This is a genomic window from Pseudomonas sp. PvP028, from assembly GCF_017832255.1.
In the GTDB taxonomy this organism is placed as follows: Bacteria; Pseudomonadota; Gammaproteobacteria; order Pseudomonadales; family Pseudomonadaceae; genus Aquipseudomonas; species Aquipseudomonas syringae.
In genome coordinates this window covers 3,349,242-3,368,793 of record NZ_JAFIBL010000001.1, presented here as the reverse complement: position 1 = coordinate 3,368,793, position 19,552 = coordinate 3,349,242, and the positions used below count along the sequence as shown (strand labels likewise).

15 protein-coding genes are annotated in these 19,552 nt (G+C 60.0%); 11 read left to right on the top strand and 4 right to left on the bottom strand.

Features of this window, described 5'->3' with window-relative positions:
- The first annotated feature begins 17 nt into the window (after positions 1 to 17).
- On the top strand, positions 18 to 1,646 hold the full coding sequence (locus tag JOE34_RS14960) for a flagellar hook-length control protein FliK (protein WP_010425309.1): 1,629 nt from the start codon (positions 18 to 20) through the stop codon (positions 1,644 to 1,646).
- Positions 1,646 to 1,969, top strand: a complete 324-nt coding sequence (locus tag JOE34_RS14955) for an EscU/YscU/HrcU family type III secretion system export apparatus switch protein (RefSeq protein ID WP_003412308.1) — start codon at positions 1,646 to 1,648, stop codon at positions 1,967 to 1,969. Before JOE34_RS14960 ends, JOE34_RS14955 begins: the two co-directional genes overlap by 1 nt.
- 21 nt (positions 1,970 to 1,990) lie before the next feature.
- Here the strand turns inward: JOE34_RS14955 and recR are convergent, their stop codons facing one another.
- Positions 1,991 to 2,593, bottom strand: coding sequence for a recombination mediator RecR (recR, locus tag JOE34_RS14950; protein WP_003316874.1), 603 nt, complete (start codon positions 2,591 to 2,593; stop codon positions 1,991 to 1,993).
- A 110-nt stretch (positions 2,594 to 2,703) separates the two neighbouring features.
- A complete protein-coding gene (locus tag JOE34_RS14945) occupies positions 2,704 to 3,588 on the bottom strand; it encodes a LysR family transcriptional regulator (protein ID WP_024664914.1) in 885 nt (294 codons plus the stop codon).
- Positions 3,589 to 3,684: 96 nt separating this feature from the next.
- Here JOE34_RS14945 and JOE34_RS14940 point away from each other — a divergent pair, with 96 nt between their 5' ends.
- The 5 genes from JOE34_RS14940 (at position 3,685) to JOE34_RS14920 (ending at position 8,950) form a co-directional block, all read left to right on the top strand.
- Positions 3,685 to 4,821 carry a DSD1 family PLP-dependent enzyme gene (locus tag JOE34_RS14940; RefSeq protein ID WP_003316872.1) on the top strand — a complete coding sequence of 379 codons (1,137 nt, stop codon included), beginning with the start codon at positions 3,685 to 3,687 and terminating at the stop codon, positions 4,819 to 4,821.
- Positions 4,811 to 5,209 (top strand): RidA family protein, encoded by a 399-nt coding sequence (locus JOE34_RS14935; protein ID WP_017279038.1) that lies wholly within the window; start codon positions 4,811 to 4,813, stop codon positions 5,207 to 5,209. The genes JOE34_RS14940 and JOE34_RS14935 overlap by 11 nt, the downstream gene beginning before the upstream one ends.
- A 13-nt stretch (positions 5,210 to 5,222) precedes the next feature.
- A complete protein-coding gene (locus JOE34_RS14930; RefSeq protein WP_017279037.1) occupies positions 5,223 to 6,407 on the top strand; it encodes an FAD-binding oxidoreductase in 1,185 nt (394 codons plus the stop codon).
- 38 nt (positions 6,408 to 6,445) lie between these two features.
- Positions 6,446 to 7,303 carry a GNAT family N-acetyltransferase gene (locus tag JOE34_RS14925; RefSeq protein WP_017279036.1) on the top strand — a complete coding sequence of 286 codons (858 nt, stop codon included), beginning with the start codon at positions 6,446 to 6,448 and terminating at the stop codon, positions 7,301 to 7,303.
- Positions 7,304 to 7,489: 186 nt separating this feature from the next.
- Complete coding sequence (locus JOE34_RS14920) at positions 7,490 to 8,950, top strand: aldehyde dehydrogenase family protein (RefSeq protein WP_046266913.1); 1,461 nt, start codon at positions 7,490 to 7,492, stop codon at positions 8,948 to 8,950.
- 101 nt (positions 8,951 to 9,051) lie between these two features.
- Here the strand turns inward: JOE34_RS14920 and rlmM are convergent, their stop codons facing one another.
- Entirely contained in the window at positions 9,052 to 10,125 is a 1,074-nt protein-coding gene (gene rlmM, locus JOE34_RS14915) for a 23S rRNA (cytidine(2498)-2'-O)-methyltransferase RlmM (protein WP_003422195.1), read from the bottom strand.
- A gap of 192 nt (positions 10,126 to 10,317) precedes the next feature.
- Here rlmM and acnA point away from each other — a divergent pair, with 192 nt between their 5' ends.
- The 4 genes from acnA (at position 10,318) to JOE34_RS14895 (ending at position 16,916) form a co-directional block, all read left to right on the top strand.
- Positions 10,318 to 13,062 carry an aconitate hydratase AcnA gene (gene acnA, locus JOE34_RS14910; protein ID WP_003391410.1) on the top strand — a complete coding sequence of 915 codons (2,745 nt, stop codon included), beginning with the start codon at positions 10,318 to 10,320 and terminating at the stop codon, positions 13,060 to 13,062.
- A 125-nt stretch (positions 13,063 to 13,187) separates the two neighbouring features.
- The gene (locus JOE34_RS14905; protein ID WP_003391408.1) at positions 13,188 to 13,985 is read left to right on the top strand and encodes a CPBP family intramembrane glutamic endopeptidase; all 798 of its coding nucleotides are present in this window, start codon (positions 13,188 to 13,190) and stop codon (positions 13,983 to 13,985) included.
- Positions 13,986 to 14,076: 91 nt separating this feature from the next.
- The gene (locus JOE34_RS14900) at positions 14,077 to 15,642 is read left to right on the top strand and encodes a PAS domain-containing methyl-accepting chemotaxis protein (RefSeq protein ID WP_004417048.1); all 1,566 of its coding nucleotides are present in this window, start codon (positions 14,077 to 14,079) and stop codon (positions 15,640 to 15,642) included.
- A 749-nt stretch (positions 15,643 to 16,391) separates the two neighbouring features.
- Positions 16,392 to 16,916: a hypothetical protein gene (locus tag JOE34_RS14895; RefSeq protein WP_003391406.1), complete on the top strand. Its 525-nt coding sequence runs from the start codon at positions 16,392 to 16,394 to the stop codon at positions 16,914 to 16,916.
- 64 nt (positions 16,917 to 16,980) lie between these two features.
- Here the strand turns inward: JOE34_RS14895 and JOE34_RS14890 are convergent, their stop codons facing one another.
- The gene (locus tag JOE34_RS14890; RefSeq protein WP_046266918.1) at positions 16,981 to 18,846 is read right to left on the bottom strand and encodes an autotransporter outer membrane beta-barrel domain-containing protein; all 1,866 of its coding nucleotides are present in this window, start codon (positions 18,844 to 18,846) and stop codon (positions 16,981 to 16,983) included.
- Between the last annotated feature and the right edge of the window lie 706 nt (positions 18,847 to 19,552).

Sequence of the window (19,552 nt, the reverse complement as noted above, 5' to 3'; positions counted from 1 at the left end):
CTCGGGTTGATAGTTCAATGACAGGCGACATCACCAGCGTTCCGGCAACAAACGCCACCCTGACACTGTTGCGCGCCGGCATCTCCCCCGCGCAAGTGCTGACCATGCTGCAATCAGCGGAAAATCTGATCCCTGAAGGCGAAACCGCTAACGCCGAAGTGCTGACCCTCAAGCAGGTCAACCAGAACTTCCAGCTGCTGTTGCGGCTGGTGCTCGCCAACGGCAGCCTGACCAATTTACCGGTCACCAGCAGCGTCCCGTTCACGCCCGGCAGCCTGCTGCAAGTGGCGCAGGCGTCGGCCAACGAGCTGACCTTGACGCTGCAGCAGCTCAACGGCGCGCTGAAAAACTCGATGACCAGCATCGATACCCAACAATTACCGGTCGGCACGCTGCTGCAAGGCAAAGTCATGACCAGCCAGGTGATCGCTCAGGCAGTCAATCAACTGGCCACCCAGAACCCCGCTGCGGCGACGCCCATCTACCGCTCCATCGTGATGCTGCTCAACACGGCGCTGGCGGGTTCCAGTCTGACCATCGAGAGCCCGCAGCCGCTGACGGTTGGCAGCCTCTTGAGCGCTCAGGTACAAGGCAATCAGGCACTCAACTTCGTGGCCCTGCCCGGTCGTTTCGACCAACTGGCCGTGGCGCAGCAACTGTCCGCACAGCAAAATCGTCAAGGCTCGCTGGACACCCTGATCAATGCCCTGCAAAACCTGCAGTCCGGCAGCCCGACCAGTACCAGCCCGGCCATCAGCGCGCCGCTGCAGGCCAGTATCAATCAGTTGCTCGCCGACCTGCCCGACGTCGAGCAGATGACCACCCCTAAGGGCGTGGCCCAGGCGCTGAACGCCAGTGGCGTGTTTCTGGAAGCCAGACTGCTGGCCGGATTGAACCCGGCGCAGCAGCTACCGGACATGAAGGCCAACCTGATGCGTCTGATCGCCCAGATCCTGCCCGGCCTGCCGGACAATATGTCTTACGGCGCAGCGGCGGCGTCCAACACCCTGGCGCGCACGATGCCCAATGCAATCCGCAATGCGCTGGGTACCCTCGGCCTGGTCGCGGCACGCACTCAGCCAAGCATTTTTCCGCTGCCGTCGCGCACGGTCAGCGGTGGCGAGAAGGAGGATGATCTGGAAATCCTCCTCAAGCTCGCTGCGGCTGCTGTCTCACGCCTGCAAAGCCATCAACTGGGCGGGCTGGAACAAACGCGCACCAACGCCGACGGCACCCAGGTGACCACCTGGCAGCTGGAAGTGCCGATGCGCAACGCCCACGACATCGTGCCCTTGCAGGTCAAGGTGCAGCGTGAAGACACGCCCGATCAGGACGCGGCCGAAGACCGTGATGATATCGAGATCAAGGACACCCGGGAAAAGCTCTGGAAAGTCGACCTGGCGTTCGATCTCGAGCCATTGGGGCCCTTGCAGGTGCATGCACAGTTACTGCGCGGCACGCTGTCCAGCCAGCTGTGGGCCGAGCGCCCCGACAGTGCGGCATTGATCGAACATGAGCTGGGGTATCTGCGCGAACGGCTGATAGCCTGCGGCCTGGCAGTGGGCGAACTGGCCTGCAGTCACGGCGCACCACCAAGCGGTCCGCGTACCGCGCTCGAACAACGCTGGATCGACGAGAACGCCTGATGAGCTTACCCGACCACACTCCGCGCCAGGCTATCGCCCTCAGCTATGACGGCCAGCACGCCCCGACGCTCAGCGCCAAGGGCGACGACCAGTTGGCCGAGGCGATTCTGGCCATTGCCCGCGAATACGAAGTGCCCATCTATGAGAACGCTGAACTGGTCAAGCTGTTGGCCCGCATGGAATTGGGCGACAGCATTCCCGAGCCGCTGTACCGCACGATTGCCGAAATCATCGCGTTCGCCTGGCACCTGAAAGGCAAGTTTCCGGCTGGTCAGGACCCGAACGCGCCACCTGTCGAGCGCGATATTACGCCGCGCTACTGACTGCAGAAGCGCTGGCCGGTATCACATTGCAATCGGCTTGCGCCCTGCAAACGAATGCGCCAGCGTGCCGCCGTCGACCAGGTCCAGCTCGCCACCCAGCGGAACGCCGTGGGCAATGCGCGATGCGACCAGGCCCTTGTCATGCAGCAACTGGGCGATGTAATGCGCGGTCGCTTCGCCTTCCACCGTTGGATTGGTCGCGAGGATCACCTCGGTGAAGGTGCCCTGCTGGCTGACGCGTTCCATCAATTGCGGAATGCCAATGGCCTCCGGTCCCAGGCCGTCGAGCGGCGACAGGTGCCCCTTGAGCACGAAGTAACGACCGCGATAGCCGGTCTGTTCCACCGCATAGACATCCGTCGGGCCTTCGACCACGCACAGCAGCGTGTCATCGCGACGCGGGTCTGCGCATTGCGGGCAGAGTTCCTCTTCGGTCAGCGTGCGGCACGAGCGGCAGTGACCCACGCCATCCATCGCCTGCCCCAATGCCTGCGCCAGCCGCGAACCGCCGCTGCGGTCGCGCTCCAGCAACTGCAACGCCATGCGCTGAGCGGTTTTCTGACCGACGCCCGGCAGCACGCGGAAGGCATCGATCAACTGGCGAATCAGGGGGCTGAAGCTCATGGAGAAAAATCCGACAAAAACACAAGACGCGGTTTATACCCGCGCGTTGCCGTGAGCGTCAATTAAGGTGTTCAACACAGCGACCAACAGCGTGCCGGTGCTTTGCCGAATCAGGCTTTCAGGGCTGTCTCGAGAAACTCGGTCAACGCCTGTACCCGTGCGCTGCGATGCTTTCGTACAGGCACCAGCAGGTTGATCGGCGCACTGGCCAGTTGCCAATCGGCAAGCACCCGCACCAGCCTGCCGCTGGCAATGGCGTCGCTGACGTCCCACTGCGAACGCAACACGATGCCCAGCCCCTGTTCGGCCCAACGCCGGGCGACCGAGCCGTCGTTGCTGAGCAGCGCGGGCTCGATGCGCAGGGTCTTTTTCGTTTGGCCCTTGCTCAGGTGCCAGAGGGTGACGTCTTCATCGTTTTCGCGAATGCAGATGCAGCGATGGCCAGCCAGTTGATCGGGCGTCGAGGGCACACCATGCTGCTCGATATATGCCGGGCTGGCGCACAGCCAGCGATGATTCTGTGCCAATGGCCTGGCGATCCACTGGCTGTCATTGAGGCTACCGATGTGTATCACCGCATCGCTGTCGTGACGGTCCGGCCAGGGTGTTTCGCGCAGGTCCAGCTGCAGACACAACTGCGGATGCAGCCTGGCGAAGCGCGCCAGCAGCGGCGCAATGCGCTGGCGTCCATAACCGAACGGCGCTGCCAGACGCAATGTGCCCACCAGCCGTTCATCACGCTGCCTGAAAGACTCCGGGAGTGACTCCAGTTGCTCCAGCAACTGTGCGCTTTCGCGGGCGAAACGCTCGCCATCAGCGGTCAGACTCAGGCGTCTGGCGTCGCGACTGGCCAGGGTGATGCCCAGTTGCGTCTCCAGTTTGCGCAAGCGCATCGACAATGCAGGCGGCGAGACGTTGAGAATTCTGGCGGCAGCACTGAGCGATTCGCAGCGCGACAGGGTCACGGCCAGACGCAGGTCTTCGATAGCGATCATTCACTTCAGCTTAATGATTGATGATCACGTATTGAACCACAGCTTCATCATCGCTGCGTAGAGTGGCTCCCGTACCCAGCCACACGAGCGCTTTCCATGTCAGCCTCCCTGTCTTCTCTCGATACGCCTGTCGCGCTGCTCGATGTGTCGCGCATGCAGCACAATATCCAGCGTATGCAACAACGCATGAACGAGCTGGGCGTGCGTTTGCGCCCGCACGTCAAGACCAGCAAATGCCTGCCGGTCATACAGGCGCAGATTGCAGCGGGTGCCAGCGGTGTCACGGTGTCGACGCTGAAGGAGGCTGAGCATTGCTTCGCCGAGGGCATCGACGACGTGTTCTATGCCGTCGCCATTGCACCCGGCAAGCTGGAGCAGGCACTCAGACTGCGGCGCAAGGGTTGCCGCCTGAGCATCCTGACCGACAGCGTGACGGCTGCCCGGGCAATTGTCGCCTTCGGCCAGGCGCATGACGAACGTTTCGACGTCTGGATAGAAATCGATTGCGACGGTCATCGCTCCGGCCTGACCGTCGACGACCCCTCGCTCGTCGAGGTCGCGAGCACGCTGGTCGACGGTGGCATGCAACTGCGTGGGGTAATGACCCATGCCGGGTCCAGTTATGACCTCGACACACCCGCAGCACTGCAAGCCCTCGCCGAACAGGAACGCAGGCTCTGCGTCAGCGCCGCCGAGCGGATTCGTCAGGCAGGACTGCCCTGTGCGGACGTCAGCATCGGTTCAACGCCGACGGCACTTTCGGCGCAGAGCCTGCACGGCGTGACCGAAGTTCGCGCCGGGGTGTATGTGTTCTTCGATCTGGTGATGCACAACATTGGCGTATGCCAGGCAGATGAGTTGGCCCTGAGCGTGCTGACCACGGTCATCGGCCATCAGCAGGACAAGGGCTGGATCATCGTTGACGCAGGCTGGATGGCCATGAGCCGCGATCGCGGCACGCAGCGCCAGAGTGAGGATTTCGGCTACGGCCAGGTGTGCAGCGAAAGCGGTGAATGGATCGACGGTGCACGGGTCACCGGTGCCAATCAAGAGCACGGCATCATCACGCTTGCTGCGGGCAGCGAGGCCGACATCAGCGAGCGTTTTCCCATCGGCAGCCGACTGCGCATTCTGCCCAACCACGCCTGTGCCACCGGCGCGCAATTCCCGGACTACCACGCCTGCGACAGCGAAGGCGCAATCCATACCTGGAGTCGCCTGCATGGCTGGTGAGATGAAACCGATCAGTACGTCCCTGGCCGCAGCACCCGGTGGGCATTATTCGCAGGCGATGCTGCATCAAGGCACGCTGCATGTTTCCGGACAACTGCCGGTGCGCGCCGATGGCAGTCACAGCGTCGGCGAGCCGTTCGAGGTCCAGGCTGCGGTCGCGCTGGACAATCTGCTGGCCATCCTTGGCGCGGCGGGATGCAATACGGATGACCTGCTGAAAGTGACCATTTATATCGCCGGCGTCCAGCATTGGCCTGCCTTCGACCGCATCTACGCTGGCTATCTGGGCGAACATCGCCCTGCGCGCGCGGTGGTGCCGGTTCCGGAATTGCACCACGGCTACCTGATCGAGATCGAAGCGCTGGCGCGTTGTAGCCAATCCACATGAGCGGGAGCCCTTCATGACCCCACAAAAAAGCGATGTCCTGATTATCGGCGGCGGCTTCATGGGCGCGTCCTCCGCGTTTTTTCTGCGCCAGCACGGCCGTTCGGTCACTCTGCTGGAGCGCGACCAGATCGGCCAATACGCCAGCGGCGTGAATTTCGGCAACGTGCGCCGTCAGGGACGGTTTCTCGGCCAACTGGAACTGTCCAATCGCTCCTGGGCACTGTGGAAGCGCCTGCCGGAGCTGATCGGCGAAGACCTGGAATTCATTCCCAGCGGGCATATGCGCGTGTGCTATCGCGAAGACGAAATCGCCGAACTGGAGGCCTATGCCGCCGCCCCGGAAGCCCGCGAGCTGGACTTACAGATCCTTTCCGGCAAGGCGCTGCACGACCGTTTTCCGTTTCTCGGTGCGCAAGTCAAAGGCGGTTCCTATGCGCCCCATGACGGGCACGCCAACCCAAGGCTGGCAGCCCCCGCGTTCGCCCGTGCGGCGATTCGTGCGGGGGCAAGAATCGAAGAACGCACTGAAGTGACCGAGGTACAGAAGGTCGGCGGCGAGTTTCAAGTCACCACCGCCGATGGACAGCTATTCGTCGCCGAACAGTTGCTCATCACTGCCGGTGCCTGGGGTGCCAGGCTCGCCGAGCAGTTCGGCGAGTCTGTCCCTCTTGAGCCCAACGGACCGCAGATGTCGGTGACAGAACCGGTACCTTACGCACTGCCGACGGTGATCGGGGTGTTTACCAAGATCAAGGAAGAAGTGATCTATTTCCGACAGATCCCGCGCGGCAACATCATCATCGGGGGCGGCAATCGCAATAAACCGGACATGCTCAACCGCCGCGCCTACTTCAAGCCGGAGAGCCTGATCAACCAGATGAAACAGATGAAACGCCTGCTACCAGGCGCAGAAAAGCTGAACATCATCCGCGTCTGGAGCGGCATCGAGAGTTACACGCCGGACTCGCTGCCGATCATGGGCCGCAGCGGCAAAGTCGACGGCCTGTTCTACGCGTTTGGCTTCTGCGGCCACGGTTTTCAGCTTGGTCCCGGCGTCGGTGACGTCATGGCCGAGCTGATCAGCACCGGCAGCACGCGCACGTTGATCAGCCCGTTCGATATTCGCCGCTTCACCGATCCGACGGCCATCGAAATGCCGCTCATGTCCAGCCTGATGAGCACTGGAAAGCTGGTATGAGCCCAACCACTCACCCACCTCATCGCAACGGAGGCGCCATGCCTGCAACCTCAGACGCTCACTACCAGTATCGCCCCGTGACTGCGGCGGATATCCCGGCAGCCCATGCCCTTTCAGTGAGCCTCAAGTGGCCACACCGCGAACAGGACTGGGCGATGGTGCAACGTACTTCCGAGGGTTTTGTCGCCGAGCACGATGGCCAGCTGGTTGGCGTGGCGTTTACCTGCCATCAGGGCGACTGGTCCTCGATCGGGCTGGTGATCGTCCGCGATGATCATCAGGGCAAAGGCATCGGTCGCCGCTTGATGAAGCTGTGTCTCGACGCGACGGCACCGCGCACGCCGATCCTCAACGCTACGGAACTGGGCGCGCCGCTTTACCAGAGCCTGGGTTTCGTTGACTTCGCGCGTATCCAGCAGCATCAGGGCGTTGCCGACCTGTCAGGCATGGCGCCATCGAAAGACGACCTGCCTATTCGTACGCTGGGCGCGACCGACCACGCAGAACTGATCCGACTGGCCAACGCGGGCAGCGGCCTGGATCGCACTGCCGTGTTGACTGATCTGTTGCACGATGCAGAACAGGCGGTCGGCATTGAACACGCAGGCCGGTTGCAAGGCATCGCCCTGCTGCGCCGTTTCGGGCGCGGTCATATCATCGGTCCGGTGGTTGCCCGTGATGTCGATCAGGCACAACGATTGATTGAACACCTGTTGCAACAGATACCCCGTCTATTCGTGCGCTTCGACATTCTGGCTGACTGCGGGCTGGCGCCGTGGCTCGAAAGCCTGGGGCTGCCGTGTGTCGACAGGGCACCGCGCATGGTGCTCGGGACGCCGCCTGCCTCGAGCCCGGATGTGCAGCAATTCGCGCTGGTGACTCAGGCGATCGGCTGAGTCACCAGCGCGGGTAAACGGCCGAAACAGGTCCGCCATGTTAGCGGGTTGCATACAGCAGATTATTCTTTGCAACCCGGCAGATCGGCGCTTTTTATCCAGACTGCTTTGTTAGCTTATGGGTATCGAACGGCCTGACCGTAAAGGGCCTGGCCTTGACCACTATTGCTCCAGGGAGCCCGCTGGATGACCTCACAGTCCTTGAACAGCCATCACGTTGATCCGGACACCGCGCTGAAACTCTATATTGATGGTGGTTGGTCCGCCCCGCTCGACCCGGTCAGTATCGCGGTGATCAACCCTGCGACCGAAGAGGTGGTGGCGCATGTCGCCAGTGGCTCGGCCGCCGATGTCGACCGTGCGGTTGCGGCAGCGCGGGCAGCCTTTGCCAGCTGGTCCGGCACCTCGCCACACGCCCGGGCACAGGTCATCGGCCGAATCTACGAGCTCATTATCGAGCGCAAGGAACAACTGGCGCAGGCGATCTCGCTGGAGATGGGCGCATCCATCAGTTCGGCACGGGCCATGCAGGTGCCGCTGGCCGCAGAACACGTGCGTGTCGCACGTGACCTGCTGGCGAGCTACCGCTTCCATACCGTCGAAGGCGGCACGGCGATCGACCGCGAGCCCATCGGTGTGTGCGGGCTGATCACGCCGTGGAACTGGCCGCTGTATCAAATCACCGCCAAAGTCGCCCCGGCCATCGCGGCCGGCTGCACGGTGGTGCTCAAGCCCAGCGAATTGTCACCCCTGAGCGCCCTGCTATTCGCGCAACTGGTGCATGACGCGGGTCTGCCGCCCGGCGTGTTCAACCTGGTCAATGGCAGCGGCCCCGAGGTCGGCGGCGCGATGGCGGCCCACCCTGATATCGACATGATCTCGATCACCGGCTCCAACCGGGCAGGCGCATTGGTGGCGCAAGCCGCCGCGCCGACGGTTAAACGAGTGACTCAGGAACTGGGCGGAAAATCACCGAATATCCTGCTGCCCGACGCCGACTTCGCCAAAGCCGTGCCGCCCGGCGTGATGGCCGCGTTCCGCAATGTGGGTCAGTCGTGCAGCGCGCCGACGCGAATGATCGTGCCCAGAAACCGACTGGCGGAAGTCGAGGCTCTGGCTGCCGAAACGGCCGCAGCCATTGTTGTGGGCGATCCACAGTTGGAGGGGACGGTATTGGGCCCGATCGCCAACGAGGCGCAGTTTCACCGTGTCCAGGCGATGATCGATGCAGGGCTGAGCGAAGGCGCGAAGCTGGTGTGCGGCGGGCCGGGACGGGTGAAGGGCCATGAGCGAGGCTTCTATACCCGGCCAACGGTGTTTTCCGAGGTGGACTCGTCGATGCGTATCGCCCAGGAAGAGATTTTCGGCCCGGTGCTGTGCCTGATTGCCTACGATACGGTCGAGGAGGCTATCGCAATTGCCAACGATACGGTCTATGGCCTGGGTGCGCATGTCCAGGGGCAAAACCTCGATCAGGCACGCGCGGTGGCTTCGCGCATTCGTGCCGGGCAGGTGCACCTGAACTACCCCGCCTGGAACCCGATGGCCCCGTTTGGCGGCTACAAGCGCTCGGGCAACGGTCGCGAGTACGGCGTGCAGGGGTTTGAAGAGTATCTGGAGACCAAGGCTATTGTGGGGTTTGGCTGAGTGGGGTTTGTGATGCGCGCTAATTCTTGCTGATTGTGAGGATCGTGCCAACGCGGCATTGGCACGATAATCACTGGAGCGTGCGAAACAAGAGTGAGAAATCACTTTCTCGCCGCTTTGGCCACGTCCAGCCTGCGCAGGTGGCAGGTGACTTCTTCGCGGTCGTGGTAGAGCTGTTTGCAGCCGATGGACACCCGTACCCCTCGCGCCTGAAAGCCCTCTTCGATGCGGTCGAGCAGTCGGCGTACTTCAGCGTAGCGCTGTTTCATCGGCAACTTGAGGTTGACCACCGCTTCGCGGCACAGTCCTTCGCCCAGCCAGGTCTCCAGCAGCGCCGCATTGCGTGCAGGCTTTTCGACGATGTCGCAGACCATCCAGTCCACGGGCTGTCGAGGCTTGTAGGTAAAACCGTCCGCCATCAGATGCTGCACCAGCCCGGTGTCCATCAGGCTTTCCGCCATCGGCCCGTTATCGATGGCGGTCACCAGCATGCCGCGGCGCACCAGTTGATACGTCCAGCCGCCCGGTGCGGCCCCCAGGTCCACGCCGGTCATGTCGCCGGAAAGGCGCTCGTCCCACTGGTCTCTGGGAATGAAGTGATGCCAGGCCTCTTCAAGCTTCAAGGTCGAACGGCTTGGCGCTTCGCGGGGAAACTTGAGGCGCGGGATGCCCATGGGCCACATGGCGGAGTTGTCCGCATCGGCCAGACCGAGAAACACCTCGCGACCACTCTTGAAGGTCAGCAGCAGACGCGGCTTGCGCGGGTCATCCACCAGTTTGCCTGCCTGAGTCAGGGCCTTGCGCAGCGGCGCTTCGAACTTCTTGCAGAAATTCGACAGTTCCTTGCCGTCGTTGGTATCCACGACCTCAAGCCACAGACTGCCGCAGGTAGGAAACGCCGCCAGCTGCGCGAGAATCACGCTGATGCGATCGGTTTCCGGCAACTCGAGAAAAAGACCCCGCGCCCACTGCCGGGGAAAGATCAGCTTGTCGAAGCGCTGACCGTTCATCAACCGTTCGGCGCCATCCGCCTCGGTGCAGATGAATTCGGCGCAGGCCGTGTCGGGACGGGCCTTGGCATACCCGGCCACGTCCAGGCGCGCGGCGTGATCGGCTATTTCCGAGCAGACTTCGCCCTCAAAACCGGGTCGGCAGTGCATAAACAGTGTATTCATGGGTTACTCCTGGGCAGTGGGCACTCGGGCGTAACCCCGCAGACTTGAAAGCCGCGCATGATAGCCCAATCCAGGAACCACTGGTGCGGCCGAACAGTCCACAGAACTTGAAGCCTGATGCGGCGCTCCCGACCTGATGCACATGGAGCCCGTAAACCGATGTTCGGAGAACATTCCTCAAAGGAGACATTCATGCCCTCCCTCGATAGCCTGAAGAGCCTTAAAACCCTCGAAATCGATAACAAGACCTACCACTACTTCAGCCTGCCGGAAGCCGCCCGATCACTGGGCGATCTGGACAAGCTGCCCATGTCACTCAAGGTGCTGCTGGAAAACCTGCTGCGCTGGGAAGACAACAAGACGGTAACCGGCAACGACCTCAAGGCCCTCGCCGACTGGTTGACCGAGCGTCGTTCGGACCGGGAAATTCAATACCGCCCTGCCCGCGTCCTGATGCAGGACTTCACCGGCGTACCGGCGGTGGTCGATCTGGCCGCCATGCGCGCGGCCGTGGCCAAGGCCGGCGGCGATCCTCAGCGAATCAACCCCCTTTCCCCGGTGGACCTGGTGATCGACCACTCGGTGATGGTCGACAAGTTTGGCAACGCCGAAGCCTTCGGCGAGAACGTCGATATCGAGATGCAGCGCAACGGCGAGCGCTACGCGTTCCTGCGCTGGGGCCAGAGCGCTTTCGATAATTTCAGCGTGGTGCCACCCGGCACCGGCATTTGCCATCAGGTGAACCTCGAATACCTGGGCCGCACGGTATGGACCAAGGAAGAAGACGGTCGCACTTACGCGTTCCCGGACACCCTGGTCGGTACCGACTCGCACACCACGATGATCAACGGCCTGGGCGTGCTGGGCTGGGGCGTGGGCGGTATCGAAGCCGAAGCGGCGATGCTCGGCCAGCCGGTGTCGATGCTGATCCCGGAGGTGATCGGTTTCCGGCTGACCGGCAAACTGAAGGAAGGCATCACCGCCACCGACCTGGTGCTCACTGTCACCCAGATGCTGCGCAAGAAAGGTGTGGTCGGCAAGTTTGTCGAGTTCTACGGCGACGGCCTGGCCGATCTGCCGCTGGCCGACCGCGCGACCATTGCCAACATGGCGCCCGAATATGGCGCGACCTGCGGCTTCTTCCCGGTCGATGACGTGACGCTGGACTACCTGCGTCTGTCAGGTCGCCCCGACGAAACCGTCAAGCTGGTCGAAGCGTATTGCAAGGCTCAGGGGCTATGGCGTCTGGCGGGTCAGGAACCGGTGTTCACCGACAGCCTGGAACTGGACATGAGCACGGTCGAAGCCAGCCTTGCCGGCCCCAAGCGCCCTCAGGATCGTGTAGCACTGCCGAATGTCTCCAAGGCGTTCAGCGATTTCCTCGGTCTGCAGGTCAAGCCTGCCAAGGTCGATGAAGGTCGGCTGGAAAGCGAAGGCGGCGGCGGTGTCGCGGTTGGCAACGAGGCTCAGGTCAGTGGCGAAACCCAATATGAATACGACGGCCAGACTTATCACCTGAAAGACGGCGCCGTGGTGATCGCAGCGATCACGTCCTGCACCAATACCTCCAACCCCAGCGTCATGATGGCAGCCGGGCTGGTCGCGAAAAAAGCCGTCGAGAAAGGCCTGAAACGCAAGCCGTGGGTGAAAAGCTCGCTGGCTCCCGGTTCCAAAGTGGTGACCGATTATTACAACGCAGCGGGTCTGACCCAATACCTCGACGCCCTGGGCTTCGATCTGGTCGGTTACGGCTGCACCACCTGCATCGGCAACTCCGGTCCGCTGCTGGAGCCTATCGAGAAAGCCATTCAGCAGTCCGACCTGACCGTTGCGTCGGTACTGTCGGGCAACCGCAACTTCGAGGGCCGCGTCCATCCGCTGGTCAAGACCAACTGGCTGGCATCGCCCCCCCTGGTAGTTGCCTATGCGCTGGCAGGCTCGGTGCGCATCGACATCAGCAGCGAGCCGCTGGGCGAAGGTGCAGACGGCAAGCCGGTTTATCTGCGTGATATCTGGCCGAGTCAGCAGGAAATCGCCGACGCCGTGGCCAGCGTCAACACCGGCATGTTCCATAAGGAATACGCCGAAGTCTTTGCCGGCGACGAACAATGGCAAGCCATCGAGGTGCCGCAGGCTGCCACCTACGTCTGGCAGGACGATTCCACCTATATTCAGCACCCGCCGTTCTTCGACGGCATCGACGGTCCCCTGCCGGTTATCGAAGACGTGGAAAACGCGCGCATCCTGGCCCTGCTGGGCGACTCGGTAACCACCGACCACATCTCACCCGCCGGTAATATCAAGGCCGACAGTCCTGCCGGGCGCTACCTTCAGGAAAAAGGCGTCAAGTATCAGGACTTCAACTCTTACGGCTCGCGCCGTGGAAACCATGAAGTGATGATGCGCGGGACGTTTGCCAATATCCGCATTCGCAACGAAATGCTCGGTGGCGAAGAAGGTGGCAACACGGTGTATGTGCCCTCCGGCGAGAAGCTGGCGATCTACGACGCAGCCATGCGCTATCAGGCAGAAGGCACGCCGCTGGTGATCATTGCCGGTCTGGAATACGGCACGGGCTCAAGCCGTGACTGGGCTGCCAAAGGTACCAACCTGCTGGGCGTCAAGGCTGTCATCGCCGAAAGCTTTGAACGGATTCACCGCTCGAACCTGGTGGGCATGGGCGTGTTGCCATTGCAGTTCAAGAACGGCCAGACGCGCAAGACCCTCGGCCTGACCGGCAAGGAGACACTGAAGATCACCGGGCTGACCAACGCAGACGTGCAGCCGGGCATGAGCCTGACCCTGCATATCGAACGCGAAGACGGCAGCAAGGAAACCGTCGACGTGCTGTGCCGTATCGATACGCTTAACGAAGTGGAATACTTCAAGTCAGGTGGCATTCTGCATTACGTGCTGCGCCAGCTGATCGCGTCCTGATACCCCCTGAATAGGGCCTGCACCCAGTTTCAGGGTCAGGCCCCTTGCATGAAAATTTCTATAATCTCGCCCCTGCCCTGCTGAACGCCGGATAGAATTCCCAGCTCTCAAGGCAGGACTTACTCATGACCACAAGGCACTGGCTGACTTTCTGCCTCCTGAGCAGCGGCTACGCGCTGGCGTTGTTCTACGGCAACCTTGACCCTTCGGCGGCGCTGAGCTTTGGCGCGTTGTTCATTGCCTGGTTTTGCGTGGCGCGATCCTCTTATTCCTCCATTCGCCTGTGTGGCCACGGATTGTTCATCGTGACCGGTCTGGCGCTGGCCTTTCACCTGGCGCCTGGCTTCAATAACGCCAACGTCATCGAAGCAACGCGATTCAGTGCCGATGCCGCGCTGTTCTCCATGGACCTGAGTCTGGACAAGCCGCTGATCGGCTTCTGGCTGATACTGGCCTGCCCCTGGATTCTGCCTAAGGTTGACGTCGCCCATTCACTGCAAACCGGGCTTCTGGCGCTGATTGTGACCTCGGCGTTCTGCATGACCGCTGCGGTCATGTTGAACGTCGTCGGCTGGACACCGAAATGGCCTGACCAGGGCCTGATATGGCTGCTCAACAATCTGTTGCTGGTGACCCTGACCGAAGAGCTGTTTTTCCGCGCTTATCTGCAAGGCAGCCTGATGCGCCTGTTCAAGGGCTCAAGGTATGCGACGGCATTATCGATCACCCTCGCTGCCGGCCTGTTCGGACTTGCGCACGCAGGTGCCGGCCCGCAGTGGGTAGCATTGGCGAGCATGGCGGGCCTGGGGTACGGCATCGCATTTCGTTTCGGCGGGCTGCAGGCCGCCGTCATCAGCCATCTGGGCCTGAACCTCGTGCATTTCGGGCTGTTCACCTACCCCATGCTGGCCCGCCAGGGCTGACTCTACGGTCACTTGTCGCACGCCGCTCAATTTATCGACGTGCCCGCCGATAACCACGCCATAGTCTTCCGGATCGAAGGATCGAAATCCCATGCGCAACAACCAGCCCGTCACTCAACATGAGCGGACATTTCCTGCCGAACAACGACTGATTTCCACCACCGACACACGCGGCACCATCACCTATTGCAACGATGCCTTCGTCGACATCAGTGGTTACAGCGAGGCTGAGTTGGTGGGTGCGGCGCACAACACGGTGCGTCATCCGGATGTACCGCCTGCTGTATTCGAGCACATGTGGACCACGCTCAAGTCCGGGCAGCCGTGGATGGGCATCGTCAAGAACCGCTGCAAGAACGGCGACCATTATTGGGTCAATGCCTACGTGACGCCGGTGCTGGAAAACCGCCATGTGGTGGGTTTCGAGTCGGTACGTATCAAGCCGACCGCCGAACAGATCCGCCGTGCCGAGGCGCTTTACACCCGCCTCAACAAGGGCAAGAGCGCCGTACCAAACCGCGACAAGTGGCTGCCGGTACTTCAGGACTGGCTGCCGTTCATTCTGGTCAGCCAACTGAGCTTCCTGATCGGCGTGTGGCTCAATTCACACTGGGGGTTTGCCCTGGCTGCGGCACTGTCGGTACCACTGGGCCTGCTGGGGCTTTCCTGGCAGCAGCGTGGCATCAAACGCTTGTTGCGCCTAGCCGAGCAGACCACTTCCGACCCGTTGATCGCGCAGATGTACACCGACAGCCGCGGCCCGCAAGCGCGCCTGGAAATGTCGATCCTCAGCCAGGAAGCGCGCATGAAAACCTGCCTGACGCGTTTGCAGGACACGGCCGAACACCTGAACAGTCAGGCTCGTCAGTCCAACTCGCTGGCCAATGCCAGTTCGATCGGGCTGGAACGTCAGCGTGTGGAAACCGAGCAGGTTGCCGCCGCCATCAACCAGATGGCCGCCACCACTCAGGAAGTCGCCAGCCACGTAAACCGTGCCGCTGACGCCACCCAGCAGGCCAACGAACTGACGCGTCGCGGGCGCGATATCGCCGGTGAAACCCGCGAAGCCATTCAGCGCCTGTCCACCTCGGTGGGCGAAACCGGCCTGACCGTGACCCGCTTGGCCAAGGACAGCGATGAAATCGGCGGCGTGGTCGATGTGATCAAAGGCATCGCCGACCAGACCAACCTTCTGGCCCTTAACGCCGCGATCGAAGCAGCGCGCGCCGGTGAGATGGGTCGCGGCTTTGCCGTCGTGGCAGATGAAGTGCGCCAGCTGGCGCAACGCACCGCCGAGTCCACCGGGCAGATTCATGGCCTGATCGCCAAACTGCAGCAGACCGCAACCGACGCGGTACATACCATGGACACCGGTCGCCGTCAGGCCGAAGAAGGCGTTGCCCGGGTACTGGAGGCCGATCAGGCGCTGGTGGGCATCAGCGAGGCTGTCGCCAATATCACCGACATGACCACGCAAATCGCCACCGCCACGGAAGAGCAAAGTGCCGTGGCCGAGGAAATCAATCGCAACATCGCCACCATCGCCAGCCTGGCAGACCAGACCTCTGACGAAGCGCGTCGCTCTGCGGTATTAAGTGGCGAACTGACCGACACGGCCAACTCACAGTATTCACTGGTAGAGCGGTTTAATCGCTAAGGCCTGAGACTGTATGCCAAGCCTCGACAAACTTCGGTTGGTCGGGGCTTTTTTATGAGCATTAGTAGTATGCACTGTTAACACTCTATTCAAATCTGACGAAATCTTAAAAGCCATCTGAAGACTGTGTAGGATATTTCTTTAAAATCTTCAGTAGCAGCCATGCATGATTTTTGTCTATTGACAGTGAACGCTTACTCAGATTAGTTGAAATTCAGGTGATGCGGTAGTTATCTATTACCCGTTACGCCGACATGCAGATCGTTTTAAACAAAGCGTTCCTGCTCGGCCTGGAGACCCCGGCACTTTCAATACAGATTTAAGCACAGTAGCCTACATTTTGGCTCACAACCTTGACGGCCTCGCATGCTAACGCGTGCGAGACCCTAATGATAAAGCTGAGTGAATATTCCTACGCAGGAGTGGGAATTCAGCCAAAACTTAATTTTTCACCTTTTGTAAGACTTATCTGTAGTTAATGTCCTACAGTTAATTCATGCCTAAAAAGCCTTGGAAAAATACCCATATCAAGCCACACCCTTTATTTACAGCATCTCCGACACTAACGAGCGATAACTCACTATGCACATGATACCAAATGTAACTGCACAACCTCGCACAACCTTGGCTTACCTTTGATATCGGCAGACACTTGACCTGAACACTTATGTGCCTTGTAATATTTCCGTTGCCGACAACTGCCGGCACGCACATAACAACTCAACTTAATGTCAATAAAAGAGTTCACGATGGATAAAGAACAATCCACGGATGTAGCGGCGCGCACCCAAAAAGAAAAAAACAATCCCAACAGCGCGATCACTGTTCAAGAAGCCCCGCCCCACGAGAGCCTCTACCGGCACGCGAGCCCCCTCCATCTTCCATCCGACATTTCCGATACGCTGAAAGCACCTGTGCTGCCCGACATCGATCCTGACTCCATCAGTCACGAACAGGCACATGCGGGCATTACCATTCATATCCCAGGGTCAATCAAAATGTGCTGGGGTGACGAAATCCGTTTTTATTGGGGAAAAAACCTGTCATCGACAACGCTTTTTCATCGGGTAGGCGAAAACAGCGTGATACGTGTGCTGTGCATTTCCTACACTTTTACGCCCTATATTCAGTACGGTCTGGTTGATCTGTATTACGAGCTTTATCGTGATCATCGACTGATCGGCACATCGCCAGTGCTACGGGTGAACGTCAACTACGCGGTGCCTGTCACCTCCCGACAGAGACAACGCAAACGCAGGTTCACCGATCATTAACTGAAAAGCCCCCGGTGATCATTCACCGGGGGCTCTGGTGTTGCTCAGGCACTGGCCTTAAGAATCAGAATGCCAGGCGTAGCCCTACATTCGCTCCCCAGGGTTGCTCGATATGCCGACCTTTCATGTAATCGAAGTCTGCGTGCAGTTTCATACGCTCGGACAGCGACACCGATACCCCGGCTCCCAGTTCGCCGCGCGAACCGAACAGGCTGTTATCGAATTTCACATCGTTGGCTTTCACCTCGTTGCGGCGCGAAAACTCCTGTGCAACGGCGACGCGCACATAAGGCTGCAATACCCCGCCATCCTTGAGCGCGACGCTGCGGCCCAGCGAGGTGCCCACCTTGCCCAATACCGATTGGGTCTGGTCGTTCTTCGCCTTCATGCCGTTGTCCAGGCGCAGTTCCTGTCCCTGAACGACGACACTGGACAACTGAGCGAACGGTTCGAGAAAGTAATCGTCCGCCAGTTTTATGTGGCGGCCGAACTCTACCCATCCCCCTACCCCGTTGTTGGTGTAGTCACCCTTGGCCTTGCTTGCATCGCTCATGGCAACATCTGCCTTGTTGCGAAAGCGGTTGAGTTTGAGCACGCCGTCAACGTAGTAGCCTTCGTCCAACAGCCAGGTGGCATAGGCGCCTGCATAGTAGCTGTCGACTTTACCCGTAGTGCCACGGCTCAAATCGATACCGGACGTGCTGTACCCTCCCAGCACACCCACTACCAGTTGGCCGTTGCTGACCTCGACGGGCGCATCGGCACCCAGCGACAGGCCACTTTGTTTCTGCCGGTAGTCAACACCGTCACTGGTCGTGGCATTCAGCCTGTTGCCATAGGCACGCATCCAGCCGCCCGCCCTGCCGCTTGCACGAACCTCACCCATGCGCGAACGCAAGGTAGAGAGCTCACTCATCCAGATGGCAGGTGCCGCACTGTAAAGGGCTAGCGCGCTCTGGGTCGAAGGGCTTATGACCTTGTGTTTACCGACGATGAACCAGTCATTGCCCTGCTGCTCCAGCAAATACGAATAGGCGCCCAGGTCGACCCGTCCGCCCAGCAGGCTGAATTGCGCGTCGCCACCTTCGGTATGCACCACCTTGAGCGGTGCCATGTCGGCAGACACAATCTCCTCCCCCGTGTTGCGCACCCGCAAGCCGAACTGCCCACTGGCCTGGCCGTTGACGTCAATGAGGTCTCCGACGCCGTTGTCCAGATCCACGCGCAAGCCGAACGTGCCAGCCCCTGACAACTCATTCAGCGAAAGGGTATGAAACCCTTCGCCAGCAAACGAGACCCTGCCAGCCTGCAGGGAAAGCGACCTGACGGCATTGTCGCCCTGCATCTGCCAGTGGCTGCCCGAGGTAATCGCCAGACGGTTGCCATTGACGATGTCGCCGTTCAATTGCGCGCCGTTTTGCAGCGTGATGTTCAGGGTGCTGGTGTCATCGGCGACAAGGTTGCCATTGAGGGTGCTGTTGTCGACGTTGAAGTTGGCGGTGCTGTGATCTTCCACTTCCAGCAGGTTGCCATTCCCGGACCATAGCTCGGATTGGTTTTGCACAGCTATGTCGGCCTCGATGTCGAATGCGACGCGCTGGTTTACTTTGATAGCGGCCCCGCCCAGCCCCTCGACGATCGACCGGTCAATCACAGTGACGGACTTGTTTCCGTCCACTACTCCGTTGCCAGATCCATCTACCAGATTGATTCCATTCATGTCGCCTGTGACATGGCTGTTGTCAGCGATCAGCACATTGGCGCCAGAAGCAAAAATTCCCTGACCACCCTTGCCTTGCGATGCAAATCCGCGCACATCGGTATTAAAAATATTCAGCGCGCCCCACATTCCGACTGCAATGCCATAGCCAGAGCCCGATACCTCGCTTGAATGAGCCGATACCGAGGAACCAGGTTTGATAGCGCCGATCACTCCCTGAAGAACGATGCCGACACCTGTCGCGTTTTTTACGGTAGCGTTGGAGAGATTACCCAAGGCATCGGTGAGGCTGATACCACTCTCCACCACGCCGGACTCAATATTGACCGTAGCGTTTCTCACGCCCACAAAGTCTACTCGCCCACCGACAACATTAAGAACACTTTGATCAATGATGTGGTAAGAATCAAAGGGCGTATCAGGACCTACGGTAATGATTTCACGCCGTCTGACGGTTTCATCTGGCAACTCTTCAGCCGGCAACACTCCGCTGACTATTTTGGAGTCTAAAGGCAGACCATTATTATCGCCCGATGCCGCTGCCGACGCCTGCACATTAGCTAGAGCGCCAAAGGCAATCACGGCAAGCTGAAACGCGCCACCCCGCGACTTAACGACATTATTTTCTCTACAAGACACCGTCCATCTCCTCGTTCATTGAGAATGGAAAGGTAGCCCACTTAGCTCACAAACTTTTAACCTGTTCAATATCAAGTACGTAGGAGCAATCCCAAAATAATATAAGAAGTTTCTTACAGCGAGATTCTACATGAGCGTCAAGCAAAAAAACTCGCAAAAGAATTAAGAAATATCTGCACACCCACTTGACCAACTTACAAAAACCCTATTACGTCCAATCGTGACTGAGGACATAATTGGCGCGTTCATCAAGAGCTCATCACAAAAACCTCATACA

Excerpts from the sequence above, each read along its gene's own strand:
- acnA (WP_003391410.1), top strand. The coding sequence starts at position 10,318 with ATGCCCTCCCTCGATAGCCTGAAGAGCCTTAAAACCCTCGAAATCGAT.
- JOE34_RS14925 (WP_017279036.1), top strand. The coding sequence starts at position 6,446 with ATGCCTGCAACCTCAGACGCTCACTACCAGTATCGCCCCGTGACTGCG.
- JOE34_RS14960 (WP_010425309.1), top strand. The coding sequence starts at position 18 with ATGACAGGCGACATCACCAGCGTTCCGGCAACAAACGCCACCCTGACA.
- JOE34_RS14955 (WP_003412308.1), top strand. The coding sequence starts at position 1,646 with ATGAGCTTACCCGACCACACTCCGCGCCAGGCTATCGCCCTCAGCTAT.
- JOE34_RS14930 (WP_017279037.1), top strand. The coding sequence starts at position 5,223 with ATGACCCCACAAAAAAGCGATGTCCTGATTATCGGCGGCGGCTTCATG.
- JOE34_RS14895 (WP_003391406.1), top strand. The coding sequence starts at position 16,392 with ATGGATAAAGAACAATCCACGGATGTAGCGGCGCGCACCCAAAAAGAA.
- rlmM (WP_003422195.1), bottom strand. The coding sequence starts at position 10,125 with ATGAATACACTGTTTATGCACTGCCGACCCGGTTTTGAGGGCGAAGTC.
- JOE34_RS14940 (WP_003316872.1), top strand. The coding sequence starts at position 3,685 with ATGTCAGCCTCCCTGTCTTCTCTCGATACGCCTGTCGCGCTGCTCGAT.
- JOE34_RS14920 (WP_046266913.1), top strand. The coding sequence starts at position 7,490 with ATGACCTCACAGTCCTTGAACAGCCATCACGTTGATCCGGACACCGCG.
- JOE34_RS14935 (WP_017279038.1), top strand. The coding sequence starts at position 4,811 with ATGGCTGGTGAGATGAAACCGATCAGTACGTCCCTGGCCGCAGCACCC.
- JOE34_RS14945 (WP_024664914.1), bottom strand. The coding sequence starts at position 3,588 with ATGATCGCTATCGAAGACCTGCGTCTGGCCGTGACCCTGTCGCGCTGC.
- recR (WP_003316874.1), bottom strand. The coding sequence starts at position 2,593 with ATGAGCTTCAGCCCCCTGATTCGCCAGTTGATCGATGCCTTCCGCGTG.
- JOE34_RS14900 (WP_004417048.1), top strand. The coding sequence starts at position 14,077 with ATGCGCAACAACCAGCCCGTCACTCAACATGAGCGGACATTTCCTGCC.
- JOE34_RS14905 (WP_003391408.1), top strand. The coding sequence starts at position 13,188 with ATGACCACAAGGCACTGGCTGACTTTCTGCCTCCTGAGCAGCGGCTAC.